Origin of the sequence: Streptomyces sp. NPDC101225, from assembly GCF_044767585.1 — a bacterium.
GTDB lineage: Bacteria > Actinomycetota > Actinomycetes > Streptomycetales > Streptomycetaceae > Streptomyces.
Window position 1 is genome coordinate 147111 of the sequence record NZ_JBIWOE010000018.1, and the last position, 14711, is coordinate 161821.

Sequence of the window (14711 nt, forward strand, 5' to 3'; positions counted from 1 at the left end):
TGAACGCGTTCAAAAAGCTGACGGGGATGACTCTAGACCTATTTTTGAACGCGTTCAACCAGGCGGCGGGAGTGGCTGGTTCAGGGGCGGCGGCCCAACTCGGGGCGCTTGCTGTAGTCGGTGAAGCCGACGACGTTCCCCCACGGGTCGGCGATCTCCACCGTCCAGCCGGTGGCCGCGGCGAAGGGTTCGTCGAGCGGGGTGATGCCCGCGGCGGCGAGCACGCGGGCCGCCTGCCGGGCGTCGGCCACCTCGATCCACAGGCGCGCGGAGGGCCAGGGCGGCGGTCTGTGGCCCAGCCCGTCCTCCTGCCGCAGCAGGACGCCGGGCGTCTCGCCCCCGGCCTTGAGCAGCGCGATCCCGGCCTCGTCGAACCGGAACCCCACCGAGAATCCGGCGCTCTCGTAGAAGCCGACCGCCGTGCCGAGGTCCCCGACGGGCAGCAGGACGTTGTCGAATCCGAGCAGTTCGTACGACTGGTCATCTGACATACCGTCAGAATAGGTGCGGGGGCCGCCGGAACCGGTGATTGCCGGTGGCGCCCTTCGCCACGGGTGTTCCGGGGCCCGTACGAGACCCGCGGCGGACGCACGAGGGCCCCGCCCCCGGTGCGCAACCGGAGACGGGGCCCGTCCCGCGTGTGAAGGCGGAGCTCAGAAGCGGCGCGTGATCAGCGCCCGCTTGACCTCCTGGATCGCCTTGGTGACCTCGATGCCGCGCGGGCAGGCGTCCGTGCAGTTGAAGGTCGTGCGGCAACGCCACACGCCGTCACGGTCGTTGAGGATCTCCAGGCGCTGCTCGCCGGCCTCGTCACGCGAGTCGAAGATGAAGCGGTGCGCGTTGACGATGGCCGCCGGGCCGAAGTACTGGCCGTCGTTCCAGAAGACCGGGCACGAGGACGTGCAGGCGGCGCAGAGGATGCACTTCGTCGTGTCGTCGAACCGCGCGCGGTCCTCCGCCGACTGCAGCCGCTCACGCGTCGGCTCGTTGGTGTCCTTCGTGATCAGGAAGGGCATCACGTCCCGGTACGCCTGGAAGAACGGGTCCATGTCGACGACCAGGTCCTTCAGGACCGTCAGGCCCTTGATGGGCTCGACCGTGATCGGCTTCTCGGGGTTGATGTCCTTGATCAGCGTCTTGCAGGCCAGGCGGTTCTTGCCGTTGATCCGCATGGCGTCGGAACCGCAGATGCCGTGCGCGCAGGACCGGCGGAACGTCAGCGTGCCGTCGACGTCCCACTTGATCTTGTGCAGGCCGTCGAGGACGCGCTCCTTGGGGTCGATCTCCAGCTGGAAGTCCTCCCAGGTCGCCTCGGCCGAGACCTCGGGGTTGAAGCGGCGCACGCGGAAGGTGACCGTGATGTAGGGGGACGCCGCGGACTCCGCCTCCACCTTGTCCAGAACAGGGGTTGCCATCAGTACTTACGCTCCATCGGCTGGTAGCGGGTCTGGACGACCGGCTTGTAGTCGAGACGGATGGACTCGGTGCCGTCGTCGCCCACCTCGCGGTACGCCATGGTGTGGCGCATGAAGTTGACGTCGTCGCGGTTGGGGTAGTCCTCGCGGTAGTGACCACCGCGGGACTCCTTGCGGGCCAGTGCGGACACGGCCATGACCTCGGCCAGGTCGAGCAGGTTGCCCAGCTCGACGGCCTCCAGCAGGTCCGTGTTGAACCGCCGGCCCTTGTCCTGGATCGCGACGTTCTTGTAGCGCGCGCGCAGCTCGGCGATCTTCTCGACGGCCGTCTTGATCGTCTGCTCGGTGCGGAACACCATGACGTTCGCGTCCATGGTCTCCTGCAGCTCGCGGCGGATGGCCGCCACACGTTCGGTGCCCGTCGACGTACGCAGCTGCTCGACCTGGTCGATCACGAGCTGCGCCGGGTTCTCCGGCAGCTCGACGAAGTCCACCGTCGCGCTGTACTCCGCCGCCGCGATGCCGGCCCTGCGGCCGAACACGTTGATGTCCAGCAGCGAGTTGGTGCCCAGGCGGTTGGCGCCGTGCACCGACACGCAGGCGACCTCGCCGGCCGCGTACAGGCCCGGGACGACGGTGGTGTTGTCCGACAGGACCTCACCCTCGACGTTCGTCGGGATGCCGCCCATCGCGTAGTGCGCGGTCGGCTGGATCGGGATCGGGTCCGTGTAGGGCTCGATGCCGAGGTAGGTGCGCGCGAACTCCGTGATGTCGGGCAGCTTGGCGTCCAGCTGCTCCGGCGGGAGGTGCGTCAGGTCGAGGTAGACGTGGTCGCCCTCGGGGCCGCAGCCGCGGCCCTCGCGGATCTCCGTGTAGATGGAGCGGGAGACGACGTCACGGGAGGCGAGGTCCTTCATGACCGGCGCGTACTTCTCCATGAAGCGCTCGCCGTCCTTGTTGCGCAGGATGCCGCCCTCACCGCGGGCGCCCTCCGTCAGCAGGATGCCCATGCGCCAGATGCCGGTCGGGTGGAACTGGAAGAACTCCATGTCCTCCAGCGGCAGCCCGCGACGGTAGACCGCCGCCTGGCCGTCACCCGTCAGCGTGTGCGCGTTCGACGTCACCTTGAAGAACTTGCCGGTGCCGCCGGAGGCGTAGATGACGGCCTTCGCCCGGAAGACGTGGATCTCGCCGGTCGCCAGCTCGTACGCCACCACACCGGCCGACTTCCTGACGCCGTCGACCTCGGTGATCAGCTGGTCGAGGACGTAGAACTCGTTGAAGAACTCCACGCCCTCCTTCACGCAGTTCTGGTACAGCGTCTGCAGGATCATGTGGCCGGTGCGGTCGGCCGCGTAGCAGGAGCGGCGGACCGGGGCCTCGCCGTGGTTGCGGCTGTGGCCGCCGAACCGGCGCTGGTCGATCGTGCCGTTGGGCGTCCGGTTGAACGGCAGGCCCATCTTCTCCAGGTCGAGGACCGAGTCGATGGCCTCCTTCGCCAGGATCTCGGCGGCGTCCTGGTCGACCAGGTAGTCACCGCCCTTGACCGTGTCGAAGGTGTGCCACTCCCAGTTGTCCTCCTCCACGTTGGCGAGCGCGGCGGCCATGCCGCCCTGCGCGGCGCCCGTGTGGGAGCGGGTGGGGTACAGCTTGGTCAGCACGGCGGTGCGGCTGCGCTTCGTCGACTCGATGGCCGCGCGCATGCCGGCGCCGCCGGCGCCGACGATGACGGTGTCGTACTTGTGGATCTTCATGATTCTCGCAGCCCCGTGCCTAGCGGATGTTCGGGTCGAAGGTGAAGATCACCAGCGTGCCCAGCAGGACGGTGAACACCGTGGCGGTGTAGAGCAGGGCCTTCAGCCACAGCCGGGTGTTCGCGCGCTCCGCGTAGTCGTTGATGATCGTGCGCAGGCCGTTGGCGCCGTGCAGCATCGCGAGCCACAGCATCAGGAGGTCCCACACCTGCCAGAAGGGGGACGCCCAGCGGCCGGCCACGAAGGCGAAGCCGATCTTCGAGACACCGCCGTCCAGCACCAGCTGGATCAGCAGGTGGCCGATGACCAGGACCACGAGGACGACGCCGGACAGGCGCATGAAGAGCCAGGCCGCCATCTCGAAGTTGCCCCGGGTCGACCGCGGGGTCTTCTTGGTGCGCTTGCGCGGGGCCTCGATGAGGGGCGCCGGGTTGTCGACGTTGTAGACGGAGCCGCCTTCGACGGGGCCGATCCCGGACACGGTGGTTTCAGTGGTCGCCATCGGTCTCAGCTCCCGAACAGTTCACGAGCGGCGTGGCCGAGGACGGGGTAGATCGCCCCGATCATCAGCACGACCCAGATGCCTACGACGGACCAGAGCATCTGCTTCTGGTAGCGCGGGCCCTTCGACCAGAAGTCGACGGCGATGACGCGCAGGCCGTTCAGCGCGTGGAAGAGGACGGCCGCGACGAGGCCGTACTCCAGCACAGCCACGATCGGGGTCTTGTACGTGGCTACGACCTTGTCGTAGTCCTCGGGGGAGACGCGAACGAGAGCGGTGTCCAGCACGTGAACGAACAGGAAGAAGAAGATGAGGACGCCGGTGACTCGGTGAGCCACCCAGGACCACATTCCTTCCCGGCCGCGGTACAGCGTTCCAGCCGGCACGGAAGTCCCTCCGGGAGCGGGGATGGGAGCCGCGCCGGCTTGTGCTGTCGGTCGGGCCCGGCCGGGTACGGTCCACCGGCCCCCAGCATCGTACTCAGGCGTCGCCGCGGGGCTGACGCCGGGCCTGCGGGTGTGATCAAAGTGGCACGCGTATGGGTGAGAGGGGCGGTTTGCGGGTGGCGTGTCCGCTATGCGCCGGCCGCGCCCCCGAGCAGCTGGGCCAGCCGGTCCTTGGCGTGGCGCCGCAGTTCCTCGGCCGCCACCACCCGCTCCTCCTCCGGGTCGTTCGCCAGCCGGGAGCGGATGCCCTCGAGGATGCGGTCGAGGTACTCGCCGGGGGGCGCGTCGCCGACGTAGATGACGAAGGAGTGGCCGAAACGGGCCTCGTAGGCCGCGTGGGCCGCGCTCAGTGCCGTGTGGGCGGCCCCGTACGCCTCGTCCGGGAGGCCAGGCCAGGCCTCGCCGGCCAGCGCCTCCGACAGGTCGGCCGGGGAGAGGTCGTAGGCGGCCTCGTCGGAGGCGGCGAGGAGGGAGCCGAGATCCGGGTAGGGGCGGTGGGCCGCCACCCGGTGCGCCCAGCTGAGGCTGCGCAGGCAGGTGAGCAGGAGGCGACGCGCCTCGTCGGAGGGCACGGTGTTGAACTCTCGCAGCCCGTTCGGGGACGGTGGAGTGCGCGTCTGCTCGGGCAGTGCCGGTATGGCGGCGACCCGGCCAGGAAGGTGTGTGGGCGTCACGTGGGTTTCGGCAGAGGAAGCTGTGGGAGGTGTGACGTCACGTTATCGAGAGTGGGCATGACGTGTCCGACGGATGCCCGAATTTCACCCGGAGGGGAGAGTTTCGGAACGTGGGGTGGACGCATCGTGGTGCCCGAGGGTTCTAGGTTGGCCTCGTGAGCCAGCACCGGCGCCGGCCTCCGGCGCGGAACGTCAAGCAGAGGCGGATGGTCGTCGCGGGCGCCGTCGCCGGGACCATCGCCCTCGGGGTCGGTCTCGGGCTGTGGGCCTCCGGCGACGACGGCGGCCCGGCGGGGTCGGCCCAGCCGCGGCCCTCGGGCGGGCGGACCGGGAAGTCGCCCGGCTCCGGCGGCGTGAGCGCGAAGCCGAGCCCGACCCGTTCCTACGCCCTCTCCAAGGCCCCGAGCACCATTCCGGCCGTCCGCTCCCACACCGCGGCCCGCGGCCCCGGCTGGCGGCCGGCGCGCGGAGAGCGCGTGGTGGTCGGGGACGCCGGTCTGGCCGACGAGGGCCGGCTGATCGCCGGTGAGCTGGGGCTGACGTACGGCGGCGAGCAGGACGACCTGCGGGCCGGGGACGTACGGCTGGCGCTCGACGACGACGAGGGGGCGGACCCGGAGTCGTACACGATGACCGTGCGCGGCGGGCGGGTGACCATCAGCGGGCGCTCCGACGCCGGGGTCTTCTACGGCACCCGGACGCTCAAGCAGGAGGTGCACGGCGGGGGCACCGCGCCCGAAGGCGTCGTGCGGGACGGGCCGGCCAAGCCGGTGCGCGGGTTCATGCTGGACATCGCCCGCAAGCACTTCACGGCGGGCTGGATCGAGGACCGGGTGCGCGAGCTCGGCGACCTGAAGTTCAACGAGCTGGGGCTGCACTTCTCCGACGACCAGGGCTTCCGGATCGAGTCCGGCACGCACCCCGAGGTCGTCTCGCGGCAGCATCTGACGAAGGCCGAGGTCAAGAAGATCGTCGACCTCGCCGCGAGCCGGCACATCACCGTGGTCCCCGAGATCGACTCGCCGGGGCACCTGGGGGCCGTCATCGCCGCCCACCCCGGCCTCCAGCTGCGCAGCACCCGGGGCGTGGCGGCGCGCGGGGCCGTCGACATCTCCCGGCCGGCCGCCGCCGAGATCGTCGACGACCTGCTGGACGAGTACGCCGGTCTCTTCCCCGGCGGGCGGTGGAACCTCGGCGGTGACGAGTACCGGGCGCTGACGGTCTCCAGCCCGTCCGCCACCTATCCGCAGCTGGCCGCCGCAGCCCGGAGGGCGTACGGATCCGGCGCAACCGTCTCCGACCTCGCCACGGGGTGGCTTAACGACCGCGCCTCGACGGTCCGGGCGCACGGGCCGGCGATGCGGGCGTGGAACGACGGCTTCTACACGGGCACGTCCGTGCAGCCCGCCAAGGACCTCCAGGTCGCGTACTGGACCGGCAAGGAGATCGGGGCGCGGCAGCCGGTGGCGTACCTGAGCGCCGGGCGGAAGCTGATCAACTACAACGACGAGTTCCTCTACTACGTCCTCGGGCAGCCGAACCACTTCGTGTACCCGACGGGGCGGCGGATCTACGAGCGGTGGACCCCGCGCGTCGTGCGCGGTACCCAGCCGGTGCCCGCCCGGTACGACGCCCAGATCCTGGGCGGATCCTTCGCGGTCTGGTGCGACCTCTCCGGCTCGCAGACGCAGGACCAGGTCGCGGCCGGCATCCGGATGCCGCTGCGGGCGACGGTCCAGAAGCTCTGGGACGCGCGGACACCGGCGCTGACGTGGACGCAGTTCCAGGCACTGGCGGCCAAGCTGGGCTGAGCCCGACCCGAAACCCCGGCCATTTGGCGCGTACGGCTGCGAACTGTCGTACGAATGTGGTGTATTCGGCGCGAGCCGAAGCCGATTCAGCCGTGGGGGAGCGGGACATGGGCTACTGGGGGTACTTCGTCGTGGGCCGCAGCGAGCGGCCGCTCGCGGAGCTGGACGCGCTGTCGGACGCCAAGGGCATGGAGCTGCGCACCGAGGCGCCCGGCGGCTGGCAGGTGTGGGAATACCCGGGCGGCGAGGGCGAGGTCGGGAACATGAACGTCCTCGCCGGGGAGAGCGGGGCCCCGGCGCTCTTCGGATACGTCATGGACAGCGACTGCGTGGTGGTGGAGGCCTCGGCGCCGGAGAGCGGCGCGTGGACGACGTGTCTGGCGCGGGCCGCGATGGCCGGCCACCTCGGCGCGGCGAGCGACGGGCTCACGCTCGAGGACTACTTCCTCCAGCCCCGGGACGCCGCCGACCGGGCGGTCGCCTGGGCCGCGGAGGCCGGGCACGCCGTGGCGGCCGGACCGCTGGTCGACGTACTGACCGCCGACCCGGACCCCTTGGCCGAAAACCTCTTCTTCCAGCTCCTCGACCGGCTCGGCGTGGTGCCGCTGTGACACTCACGGGCCGTCGCACGCAGTAAGGGAAAGTGCGGGCTCGGTGAGGCAAGAGCCCTGCTGAACCGTGCGAGAGCCCCGCAGAGGGAGGCGTGGATGAGCCTGGTGGACCTGATCGCTCAGGCCGACGAACGCGGACTGGCGGCCAGTGGGTTGGCTTGTTTGGACCGCTGCGTGCCCCTGCTGGGCGGCGACGACGAGGTGCTGCGGCCGTTGTGGGCCAACCTCGCCGACGCCGACGGCACCGGCGACTGGGCCGAGCGGCTGGAGGACGCGCGCGGCAAGCTCGGCGGGCCGGAGGAGCCGGGCGACAGCGAGGCGACCATGCTGGCCCGCCGGATGCTGGCGGCCGCGCCGGACGAACTCGATGGTGGGCCGGTCCGGGTGTGGGCGGACGCCTGCTCGGTGGCCGCGCTGCAGATACACCGGCTGCTGGATCTGGTCGACGACGAGGCGTCGTCGGTCGACGCGCGCCGCGAGGGGCGTACGGACGGGATGTCCCCCCTCGTCGCCGCCGAGCTGCGGCGGCAGGTGACGGTGCTCGAGGTGCTGGCCGGGCACGGCGCGGGCGGGCTGCGGCGGGCCTTGGAGGTCTCCGTCGAGGGGCGGCGGGTGCTGCAGGCCGTTGTCGCCCGGCGGGCGCGGTTGGGGTAGGGCGGCTCCGGGTTCGTCGGCGGGCACGGGTCCGGTGCGGTCGCCCGCGCGGTTCCGCGCGCCCCTGACGGGGCGCCGCGGCGAGCCCCGCTCGTCACAGCACGCATTTGACCACCGCGTCCCCGTACTCGGCGGTCCTGCGGTAGAAGGCCGTCAGGTCGTGGTGGGCGGACTCGAAGAGCGTGCGGGTCTGCTCCTCCACCGGGGCGCCGCCGTAGTGGGGGAGGAGTTCCCCGCGGGCCCGGTGCCACAGGTCGGCGATGTCGGCCGTCGTCAGGAACGCGGCGACCTGGGCGGCCCGGGCCGCCGGCAGCAGGAGGAACGGCGGGTGGTCGGGTTCCGGGTGCGGGACCGGGCTGCCGCCGAGCACGACGTCGCACGGCGGGCCCTGCCCGGTGCGGTGCGGGAGGGCGCCCGCGTAGAGAAAGTGGTGATCGGGGTGGTGCCGGTACAGGAATTCCTCCCGGTGCCGGTCGATCCTTCGGCGCACGGTCGTCCAGTCGTCCTCGAACAGCCGCTGCAACCAGTTCGCGCTGTTGCGCAGCGCCGACGGGGGCACCGCGCGGAGATGGAAGTACATGCTCATCAGTGAGAGGAGCGCACGGACGGGGCCAAGCGTCACTCCCGCAAGGAACGCGCACCTGAGAGCGTCCTGTGTCCGTCCTGCGGCGGGGCTGGGGCGCTTCTGCGCCGATCTGGGGAAACCTCCGGGAGAAGCGTGACGTCCCGCACACCTGTTCCGCTCCTGTGTATGTGACTACCTTCCACGAGACCAGGCCGAACGCGGCGACCAAGCCCGTGCGGTGGGCGGCGGACGCGGTGGCGTCGATGCGCGAGGGGGCGCGGGTGCGCCTCGACTACTCGGCACAGAGTGTGTGGCGTGTCGACCGGATCATCGAGGGGATACGGCAGGAGGGGTCGCCGTACGCCGCCGTGGAGAGCGTGCTGCGCTCCTTCGGGGCGTACGCGGGCGAGGTGATCGTCCGCCAGACCGGCGCCGAGTGGTGGACGAGCGGCGGGGAGCACTGGATCCGTACGCCCGACGGGCGGATGTGGGACCCGATCGACGAGGCCCGCCGCTGCTTCCGGGGCGACGGCTCGCTGCGGCTGCTGTGCCGGGACGCGGTGACGGCCGCCGGGGCGGCAAAAACCCCGTAATAAGAGACGCTGGCGTTCCCAAAACGGGGTGGGTGGGCGCACGATGGCCGTATGGCTGACAACCGCCGTTGGTGGGCGCTGGTGGTCATCGCCCTCGCCCAGTTGATGGTCGTCCTCGACATGACCATCGTGAACATCGCCCTGCCGTCCGCCCAGGCCGACCTGAACATGTCGGACGGAAACCGCCAGTGGGTGATCACCGCCTACACGCTGGCCTTCGGCGGACTGCTGCTGCTCGGCGGCCGGGTCGCCGACCTGGTCGGACGCCGCACGACCTTCGTGATCGGGCTGCTCGGCTTCGCCGCCGCCTCGGCGCTCGGCGGAGCCGCCGGCAACTCGGGGATGCTGTTCGGGGCGCGGGCCCTGCAGGGCGTGTTCGCCGCGCTGCTGGCGCCCTCCGCGCTGTCGCTGCTGGCCACGACCTTCACCGACCCCAGGGACCGCGGGAAGGCGTTCGGCATCTTCGGTGCCATCATCGGCGCGGGCGCCGCCGTCGGGCTGCTCGCGGGCGGCTTCCTCACCCAGTACCTGAACTGGCGCTGGTGCCTCTACGTCAACATCCCCATCGCCCTGGTCGCCTTCTTCGGCGCGCTGGCGCTGCTCGCGCCCGGCGAGCGCCATCCCGACGCCCGCCTCGACGTGCCCGGCGCGGTGCTCGGCTCCGCGGGGATGCTCTCGCTCGTGTACGGCTTCTCCGAGGCGGAGTCGAGGGGCTGGAGCGACGGCCTGGTGCTGGGGCTGCTGGCCGGCGGGGTCCTGCTCCTCGCGGCGTTCGGCTGGTGGCAGACGCGGGCGCGGGTGCCGCTGCTGCCGATGTCGGTGGTGCGGGACCGCCAGCGGATCGGCGCCTTCCTGACCACGCTGCTGGTGACCATCGGCATGTTCGGCACGTTCCTGTTCCTCACGTACTACATGCAGGGCGTGCTCGGGTACTCGCCGGTCCGGACGGGCGTCGCCTATCTGCCCATCACGGTCGGGATGATCACCGGGTCCACGCAGGTCGCGGCCCGGCTGCTGAACCGGGTGCCGCCGCGGGTGCTGCTGGTGCCGGGACTGCTGATCGCGGCGGGCGCGCTGGCGATCATCGCGCAGGTGGGCACGGAGCCCGCGTACGCCTCGCACATCCTGCCCGCGATGCTGATGCTCGGCCTCGGCATGGGTACGGCCATGATGACGTCCGTCTCGCTGGCGACCGGCAGCGTCGCGCCGCGCGACTCGGGCGCGGCCTCGGCGACCTTCAACACCGCCCAGCAGGTGGGCGGTTCGATCGGCACGGCGCTGCTCAACACCATCGCCGCGACCGTGACCGCGCGGTATCTGACGGCGCACGCGGCACCGGGAGCGGACAAGCGCCTGCTGGCGGCGAAGGCCACCGTGCACGGCTTCAACGTCGCCACGTGGTGGGCGATGGCCGCGCTGCTGCTGGCCGCGCTGATCGCCGCAGTGGTCGTGAACGCGGACCGGGCGCCCACGATGCAGAGTGCCGCACCCAAGAAGCCCGAGCCGGTGGACTCGGCGCTGTGAGCCGCCGGCCGACGTGAACCAGGCGGTCCGCCGTGACCGTCGCGCGTCCCGCGAGCGCTCAACCGCCCCGCCCCGAGGAGAAGTTCGTGCCCGGCGCGCCCGCGACGGAACGTGCCGACCACTCACGGCGCTCGGCTTTGACCGAACGTCACCTGTGACACTTCCGTGACGCCTGACGCAGAGGACCGTGGGGGCGCGTCCACGGGTGGACGTGGCGCGCCGTGCGGGTTCCGCGGAACCCGCGCACCACTCGTACGAACGACGAGGAATCTGTTGGGCCAGGGACGGGAACCCCGCCGCACGCAGGCGTACGACGGGGAGCTGGGGGCGGCCGTCGCGCGGGCCCAGGAGGGCGACGAGGCCTCCTTCGCGCGCGCGTACCGGATCGTGCAGCCCGGACTCCTGGGCTATCTGCGCGGGATCGTCGGGGACGACGCCGAGGACGTGGCGTCCGACGCCTGGCTGGAGATAGCCCGCGACCTCGGGCGGTTCAAGGGCGACGGGGCGGGCTTCCGCGGCTGGACCGCGACCATCGCCCGGCACCGCGCCCTGGACCACCTGCGCCGGCAGCGGGTACGGCCCCGGTCGGCGGGGCTCGACGCGGACGTGCTGGAGCTGGCCGGCCCGCACAGCACCCACGACCAGGCCCTGGAGTCGCTGTCCACCGAACGCGCCCTGGAACTGGTCCGCAGCCTGCCGCGCGACCAGGCCGAGGCCGTGCTGCTGCGTGTGGTCGTCGGGCTCGACGGCCCCTCGGCGGCGCGCGTCCTCGGCAAGCGGCCGGGCGCCGTGCGCACGGCCGCGCACCGCGGACTGAAGCGCCTCGCGGCCCTGATCAACGGCCCGGGTGTGACGAATGACGATCCCCGGACGCTGGGGGAGTCGACATGACTGACAGCGGCGGAGCGACCGTCCCCGACGGATCGAACGTCCACCACGCGACGAATGACGACGAGGGCGGGACCGGCGTGAACGGCCGCCCGCCGCACACGGATGGATACGGACATGGGTGACCGGCACAGCGACGGCGGTGCCCGCGCCCGTCGGCACGCGCACCGGGGCGGGGCCCGGCCGGGCCCCCTGCACGGGCCGGACGGCCCCGCACTGGAGAGCCTGATCGCCGGCGTGCTGCGGGCGGAGGCGCTCGACGCCGACGACGAGCAGCGGGCGGTGGCGGCGTTCCGCGCCGCCCGGGAGACGGCGGTGCACGGTGTGCGCACCCGCCGCCGGGACGACTGGCGCCCGCGCGAGCACCGCCGCACCCGCCGCTCGGTGCGCGTCACCTTCACGCTCTCCCTGGCCGGTCTCACCCTGGGCGGCGTCGCGTTCGCCGCGATCGACTCCGTCCACGGCTCCTCGCACGACGGGCACGTCTCCCGGCAGCAGACCCACGCGCCCGCCGCTCCCTCCGGTACGGCGGCGGCGCACACGCCCGGCCCGACCGACGCGCCGGACCGGCCGGAGACGGCGAAGGACGCCGAGGCGCACTGCCAGGCGTACGAGAAGGTCAAGGACAGCGGCCAGGCGATGGAGTCGACCGCCTGGCAGCGGCTGATCGCGGCCGCGGGCGGCGAGGAGAACGTCGCGGCCTACTGCGCCGCCGAACTGGCGGAGCCGACGGCGGCGAGCACACCGTCCGCGACCGACCGGCCGAAGAATCCCCAGAGCACGCAGCGGGGCAAGGCGTCCAGGAACCCCAACGCGGGCAGCTCGGGCGGTTCGGGCAGCTCGGGGGTTTCGGGCAGCTCGGGTGGTTCGGCCGCCTCCGCGGCGGCCGACTCCGGCAAGAAGGACAAGTAGCGGTCCGGGACGAGCGTCCCTTCCCGGAAGGGGTGCCGCCTTCGGCACGCCCTCGTCCGGGGCCCCGCCGTGGCGTGATCCGGCCCCTGCCGTGCGCCACCGAAGCAACGGCCGGGGCCGCCACCCCCCACAGGAGAGGCCCCGGCCGTCGCGCGGCACGGGCCGCGCGGCGACCCGTACTTCCTACAGCGCCATGAGTGCGGTTTCTGTCACACCCCAGGCATTCCACGCCGCGTCCTGGGTGGTTGCATCTTGTACGGACATGGACGAGCAGCGGTTTCAGGTCGTAACGTGCCTTTCGCGCCGGGCGCGGAAGACAAGATCATGGCAACGATCGGCGGCCTCGACGCCGCGACCATCGAACGAGGAACCACTGGTGCTGGGGGACGACGCGGAGCTGACGGCCGCGGTGCTTGCGGCACAGGACGGGAACGAGACCGCGTTCCGGACTGTGTACCGCGCAGTGCACCCGCGCCTGCTCGGATACGTCCGGACACTGGTCGGCGACCCGGACGCCGAGGACGTGGCGTCCGAGGCCTGGTTGCAGATAGCCCGTGACCTGGAGCGCTTCGAGGGCGACGCGGACCGCTTCCGCGGCTGGGCCGCCCGGATCGCCCGCAACCGCGCGCTGGACCACATCCGCATGCGCGGGCGCCGCCCCGCCATCGGCGGCGACGAGACGGAGCTGACCGGCAGGCCCGCCGAGTCCGACACCGCGGGCGAGGCCATGGAGTCGCTCTCCACCGACCACACCCTCTCCCTCATCGCCCGGCTGCCGCAGGACCAGGCCGAGGCCGTCGTGCTGCGGGTGGTCGTGGGCCTGGACGCCAAGACCGCCGCCGAGACGCTCGGCAAGCGCCCGGGCGCCGTACGGACGGCGGCGCACCGCGGTCTGAAGCGGCTCGCCGAACTGCTCGGCGACGATCCGGAATCCCCCGGCGGTCTGGACGGACTGCCGCCCCAGCGAGAACCGCGCGACGCCGCGGTGACGTCCGCGAGTGTGACGCATATGCGTGCGCGGACGCAGAAGGACATGTGATGGCCGACGAGCAGTACAGGTGGCTGGACCGCGAAACAGCGGAGAGTTTGCTGCGCGGGGAGTCGCTCGAGGCCGTCGATCCCGGCGCCCGTGATCAGGCCGAACGCCTCGCGAAAACGCTTGAGGGGCTGACCTGTGAGCCCCCGCCGGGCAGTGTCGAACTGCCCGGTGAGGCCGCCGCGCTGGCCGCCTTCCGGGCCGCTCGGTCCGGGGTCCGGACCGAGCGCTCGGCCACCGGCCCGCAGGCCGCGGCACCCCCGTTCCCGGATGCCGGCCTCGTCCGTATCGGCGGCCCCGGCGGGAGCAAACGGAGCTCCCGCCGGGGCCGGTCCACGCGCTTCGCGCTGACGGCCGTGCTGGCCGCCGGCATGGTCGGCGGAGTCGCCGTCGCGGCGACCAGCGGGGTGCTCCCGACGCCGTTCGGCCACGACCGGCCCGGCCCCGGCGCCTCCGTCTCGGCCACCGCCTCGCAGCCGAGCCCGCTCGTGTCGCCCTCGCCGGGCGGCTCCCTGGGCGAGCCCACGCCCGACGGCTCCTCCGGCACCCCCACCACCGGCCCGGCGATCCCGCCCGGCCCGTCCGGCGGGGCCGCGTCGTCCGCACCCGGTGCCGACAGCCGCAGCGGCTGGTGGCGCGGGGCGCCGTCGGCCTGCAGCGACATCCGCGAGGGCAACGAACTGGGCACCGGCCGCAGGCGCGCCCTCGAGGACGCCGCGGGCAGCTCCGACCCCAGGCGCGTGAAGAAGTACTGCAAGCGCGTCCTCGCCCTCACCGACGGCACGTCCGGGCGGGACAAGGGCGAGGACCGGGACGGCAAGGGCGACGACAGCGGCCAGGGCGAGCAGGGCGGCGCCGGCGGTGAGCACGGCCAGGGCGGCGACCAGGGCGACCAGGGCGGTGACGACGACGGCCACGGCATACTGCCCGGCGCCGGCGGAACCGGCGCCGCCGTGTCGCCCTCCGGGGCCCCGTTCCTGCCCAAGCAGCTGATCAGGACGCCGACCACGTCCCCCAGCCGGGCCTTCGGCGGGCTCTGACCTGCGGTTCTGCGGCGGAGGAAGTTTTCTCGGCCGCGCCAGTAACGTTTTCGGCCGCCCCCGCGCAGTACTGAGTGAGCCGACTGGTCATCGGCCGTCGCACAGAGCCGGGGTTCCCCCCGTACCTACGGCTCGTGCACCTAGGCGCGGGGGGGGCCCCGTGCCCCCGGCCCCCCCCCCCCCCCCCCCCATTTCCCCGGTGTTGGGCCCACCGCCGGGGAGCCCCCCCTTTGGCCGGGCCGCCCCAGTGGGGTCAGCGCCCCGTAAGCCGGCCCGGCCCCCCCCG

Annotated in this window: 16 protein-coding genes; 9 read left to right on the top strand and 7 right to left on the bottom strand. The window is 72.3% G+C overall.

All coding sequences use genetic code 11. From position 1 onward, the window contains the following. Positions 1 to 80 precede the first annotated feature (80 nt). From ACIRPX_RS24745 to ACIRPX_RS24770, 6 genes are all read right to left on the bottom strand, one after another. Positions 81 to 491 (bottom strand): VOC family protein, encoded by a 411-nt coding sequence (locus ACIRPX_RS24745; RefSeq protein WP_404198432.1) that lies wholly within the window; start codon positions 489 to 491, stop codon positions 81 to 83. A 162-nt stretch (positions 492 to 653) separates the two neighbouring features. Beyond that, positions 654 to 1415: a succinate dehydrogenase iron-sulfur subunit gene (locus ACIRPX_RS24750; protein ID WP_399141939.1), complete on the bottom strand. Its 762-nt coding sequence runs from the start codon at positions 1413 to 1415 to the stop codon at positions 654 to 656. Further along, on the bottom strand, positions 1415 to 3169 hold the full coding sequence (sdhA, locus tag ACIRPX_RS24755) for a succinate dehydrogenase flavoprotein subunit (RefSeq protein ID WP_404198436.1): 1755 nt from the start codon (positions 3167 to 3169) through the stop codon (positions 1415 to 1417). The genes ACIRPX_RS24750 and sdhA overlap by 1 nt, the downstream gene beginning before the upstream one ends. A gap of 19 nt (positions 3170 to 3188) precedes the next feature. Beyond that, positions 3189 to 3671 carry a succinate dehydrogenase hydrophobic membrane anchor subunit gene (locus ACIRPX_RS24760; RefSeq protein WP_404198439.1) on the bottom strand — a complete coding sequence of 161 codons (483 nt, stop codon included), beginning with the start codon at positions 3669 to 3671 and terminating at the stop codon, positions 3189 to 3191. A gap of 5 nt (positions 3672 to 3676) precedes the next feature. Continuing rightward, a complete protein-coding gene (sdhC, locus tag ACIRPX_RS24765) occupies positions 3677 to 4057 on the bottom strand; it encodes a succinate dehydrogenase, cytochrome b556 subunit (protein ID WP_404198441.1) in 381 nt (126 codons plus the stop codon). A 188-nt stretch (positions 4058 to 4245) separates the two neighbouring features. After that, complete coding sequence (locus ACIRPX_RS24770; RefSeq protein ID WP_404198444.1) at positions 4246 to 4791, bottom strand: 2-oxo-4-hydroxy-4-carboxy-5-ureidoimidazoline decarboxylase; 546 nt, start codon at positions 4789 to 4791, stop codon at positions 4246 to 4248. Positions 4792 to 4997: 206 nt separating this feature from the next. Here ACIRPX_RS24770 and ACIRPX_RS24775 point away from each other — a divergent pair, with 206 nt between their 5' ends. The 3 genes from ACIRPX_RS24775 (at position 4998) to ACIRPX_RS24785 (ending at position 7867) form a co-directional block, all read left to right on the top strand. Beyond that, positions 4998 to 6602, top strand: coding sequence for a glycoside hydrolase family 20 protein (locus tag ACIRPX_RS24775; protein WP_404198554.1), 1605 nt, complete (start codon positions 4998 to 5000; stop codon positions 6600 to 6602). Positions 6603 to 6709: 107 nt separating this feature from the next. After that, the gene (locus tag ACIRPX_RS24780) at positions 6710 to 7213 is read left to right on the top strand and encodes a hypothetical protein (protein WP_404198447.1); all 504 of its coding nucleotides are present in this window, start codon (positions 6710 to 6712) and stop codon (positions 7211 to 7213) included. Between the two features lie 96 nt (positions 7214 to 7309). Next, entirely contained in the window at positions 7310 to 7867 is a 558-nt protein-coding gene (locus ACIRPX_RS24785) for a hypothetical protein (RefSeq protein WP_404198449.1), read from the top strand. Positions 7868 to 7961: 94 nt separating this feature from the next. Here the strand turns inward: ACIRPX_RS24785 and ACIRPX_RS24790 are convergent, their stop codons facing one another. After that, a complete protein-coding gene (locus ACIRPX_RS24790; protein ID WP_404198452.1) occupies positions 7962 to 8447 on the bottom strand; it encodes a DUF1877 family protein in 486 nt (161 codons plus the stop codon). Between the two features lie 173 nt (positions 8448 to 8620). On the opposite strand from ACIRPX_RS24790, the gene ACIRPX_RS24795 reads away from it, so the two are divergent. The 6 genes from ACIRPX_RS24795 to ACIRPX_RS24820 all read left to right on the top strand — a co-directional run bounded on the left by ACIRPX_RS24795 (position 8621) and on the right by ACIRPX_RS24820 (position 14425). Continuing rightward, positions 8621 to 9025, top strand: a complete 405-nt coding sequence (locus ACIRPX_RS24795) for a hypothetical protein (protein WP_404198455.1) — start codon at positions 8621 to 8623, stop codon at positions 9023 to 9025. 51 nt (positions 9026 to 9076) lie between these two features. After that, positions 9077 to 10549 (top strand): MFS transporter, encoded by a 1473-nt coding sequence (locus tag ACIRPX_RS24800; RefSeq protein WP_404198457.1) that lies wholly within the window; start codon positions 9077 to 9079, stop codon positions 10547 to 10549. Positions 10550 to 10822: 273 nt separating this feature from the next. Then, positions 10823 to 11440: an RNA polymerase sigma factor gene (locus tag ACIRPX_RS24805; protein WP_404198460.1), complete on the top strand. Its 618-nt coding sequence runs from the start codon at positions 10823 to 10825 to the stop codon at positions 11438 to 11440. A gap of 114 nt (positions 11441 to 11554) precedes the next feature. After that, on the top strand, positions 11555 to 12349 hold the full coding sequence (locus ACIRPX_RS24810) for a hypothetical protein (RefSeq protein ID WP_404198462.1): 795 nt from the start codon (positions 11555 to 11557) through the stop codon (positions 12347 to 12349). Positions 12350 to 12725: 376 nt separating this feature from the next. Beyond that, positions 12726 to 13388 carry an RNA polymerase sigma factor gene (locus tag ACIRPX_RS24815; protein WP_404198465.1) on the top strand — a complete coding sequence of 221 codons (663 nt, stop codon included), beginning with the start codon at positions 12726 to 12728 and terminating at the stop codon, positions 13386 to 13388. Continuing rightward, the gene (locus tag ACIRPX_RS24820) at positions 13388 to 14425 is read left to right on the top strand and encodes a hypothetical protein (protein ID WP_404198468.1); all 1038 of its coding nucleotides are present in this window, start codon (positions 13388 to 13390) and stop codon (positions 14423 to 14425) included. The genes ACIRPX_RS24815 and ACIRPX_RS24820 overlap by 1 nt, the downstream gene beginning before the upstream one ends. Positions 14426 to 14711 lie beyond the last annotated feature (286 nt).

Coding starts and splice junctions, on each gene's coding strand:
- ACIRPX_RS24750 (WP_399141939.1), bottom strand. CDS start 1,415: ATGGCAACCCCTGTTCTGGACAAGGTGGAGGCGGAGTCCGCGGCGTCC.
- ACIRPX_RS24810 (WP_404198462.1), top strand. CDS start 11,555: ATGGGTGACCGGCACAGCGACGGCGGTGCCCGCGCCCGTCGGCACGCG.
- ACIRPX_RS24820 (WP_404198468.1), top strand. CDS start 13,388: ATGGCCGACGAGCAGTACAGGTGGCTGGACCGCGAAACAGCGGAGAGT.
- ACIRPX_RS24745 (WP_404198432.1), bottom strand. CDS start 491: ATGTCAGATGACCAGTCGTACGAACTGCTCGGATTCGACAACGTCCTG.
- ACIRPX_RS24800 (WP_404198457.1), top strand. CDS start 9,077: ATGGCTGACAACCGCCGTTGGTGGGCGCTGGTGGTCATCGCCCTCGCC.
- ACIRPX_RS24785 (WP_404198449.1), top strand. CDS start 7,310: ATGAGCCTGGTGGACCTGATCGCTCAGGCCGACGAACGCGGACTGGCG.
- ACIRPX_RS24780 (WP_404198447.1), top strand. CDS start 6,710: ATGGGCTACTGGGGGTACTTCGTCGTGGGCCGCAGCGAGCGGCCGCTC.
- ACIRPX_RS24790 (WP_404198452.1), bottom strand. CDS start 8,447: ATGTACTTCCATCTCCGCGCGGTGCCCCCGTCGGCGCTGCGCAACAGC.
- sdhA (WP_404198436.1), bottom strand. CDS start 3,169: ATGAAGATCCACAAGTACGACACCGTCATCGTCGGCGCCGGCGGCGCC.
- ACIRPX_RS24775 (WP_404198554.1), top strand. CDS start 4,998: ATGGTCGTCGCGGGCGCCGTCGCCGGGACCATCGCCCTCGGGGTCGGT.
- ACIRPX_RS24760 (WP_404198439.1), bottom strand. CDS start 3,671: ATGGCGACCACTGAAACCACCGTGTCCGGGATCGGCCCCGTCGAAGGC.